Source organism: Campylobacter sp. 2018MI01 (genome assembly GCF_018501205.1).
In the GTDB taxonomy this organism is placed as follows: domain Bacteria; phylum Campylobacterota; class Campylobacteria; order Campylobacterales; family Campylobacteraceae; genus Campylobacter_E.
This window is the reverse complement of sequence record NZ_JAHCZE010000110.1, coordinates 1-1781: the sequence shown is the minus strand read 5'-3', so window position 1 is coordinate 1781 and position 1781 is coordinate 1. Positions and strand designations below refer to the sequence as shown.

At 43.9% G+C, this 1781-nt stretch carries 1 rRNA gene; it reads right to left on the bottom strand.

Annotated features, from left to right (window positions below):
- Positions 1 to 93 precede the first annotated feature (93 nt).
- Positions 94 to 1602, bottom strand: a 16S ribosomal RNA gene (locus KJQ97_RS09190).
- Between the last annotated feature and the right edge of the window lie 179 nt (positions 1603 to 1781).

Below are 1781 nucleotides of genomic sequence, written 5' to 3'. Positions count from 1 at the left end.
TCATTTCAACCTTTGATATCCAAACAAGCTCTCAAGAGCTCTTGAAATATTTATTATTACTCTTTAGTGTGAGTTAAAGAGTATGTACTCTAGAAAGGAGGTGATCCAACCGCAGGTTCTCCTACGGTTACCTTGTTACGACTTCACCCCAGTCGCTGATTTTGCTGTGGGCGGTAACTAGTTTAGTATTCCGACTTAAAGCACAATCAACTCCCATGGTGTGACGGGCGGTGAGTACAAGACCCGGGAACGTATTCACCGTAACATAGCTGATTTACGATTACTAGCGATTCCGGCTTCATGCTCTCGAGTTGCAGAGAACAATCCGAACTAAGACATATTTTATAGATTTGCTCCACCTCGCGGTATTGCTTCTCATTGTATATGCCATTGTAGCACGTGTGTAGCCCTGGGCATAAGGGCCATGATGACTTGACGTCGTCCACACCTTCCTCCTCCTTGCGAAGGCAGTCTATTTAGAGTGCTCAGCCGAACTGTTAGCAACTAAATACGTGGGTTGCGCTCGTTGCGGGACTTAACCCAACATCTCACGACACGAGCTGACGACAGCCGTGCAGCACCTGTCTCTAAGTTCTAGCAAGCTAGCACCCTCGTATCTCTACAAGGTTCTTAGGATATCAAGCCCAGGTAAGGTTCTTCGCGTATCTTCGAATTAAACCACATGCTCCACCGCTTGTGCGGGTCCCCGTCTATTCCTTTGAGTTTTAATCTTGCGACCGTACTCCCCAGGCGGTATGCTTAATCCGTTAGGTGCATTACTGAAATGACTAGCATTCCAACAACTAGCATACATCGTTTAGGGCGTGGACTACCAGGGTATCTAATCCTGTTTGCTCCCCACGCTTTCGCGCCTTAGCGTCAGTTAAGTTCTAGCAGATCGCTTTCGCAATTGGCATTCTTAGTAATATCTACGGATTTTACCCCTACACTACTAATTCCATCTGCCTCTCCCTTACTCTAGAATAGCAGTTTTGAATGCAGTTTAATGGTTAAGCCATTAGATTTCACATCCAACTTACTACTCCGCCTACGCGCCCTTTACGCCCAGTGATTCCGAGTAACGCTTGCACCCTCCGTATTACCGCGGCTGCTGGCACGGAGTTAGCCGGTGCTTATTCTTACAATACAGTCAGTATTCTTCTTGTAAAAAAGGAGTTTACGCTCCGAAAAGTGTCATCCTCCACGCGGCGTTGCTGCTTCAGGGTTTCCCCCATTGAGCAATATTCCCCACTGCTGCCTCCCGTAGGAGTCTGGACCGTGTCTCAGTTCCAGTGTGTCTGATCATCCTCTAAGACCAGATATGCGTCATAGCCTTGGTAAGCCATTACCTTACCAACTAGCTGATACAATATAGCCCTATCCCTTACCGAAAAACTTTCCCACCCTAACTTATGTTAGAGCGGAGTATAGAGTATTAGCACTCATTTCTAAGTGTTGTCCTCTTGTAAGGGGCAAGTTAGCTATACATTACTCACCCGTGCGCCACTAATCCGTCTAGCAAGCTAGACTTCATCGTTCGACTTGCATGTGTTAGGCACGCCGCCAGCGTTCACTCTGAGCCAGGATCAAACTCTCCATAATTTAAATGATTATTTTTTAATTATGAAAAATTAAAAAATAAATAAAATAATGAAGTGAATGATTTAAAACTTATATATAAGAAAGTTTTAAATGGCTCTTGATCACTTGTTTAGATATCAAAGATTGACGTTGAAATAATTGATATATTTAAAATTAACAATAAAACTATTTAAAATAAC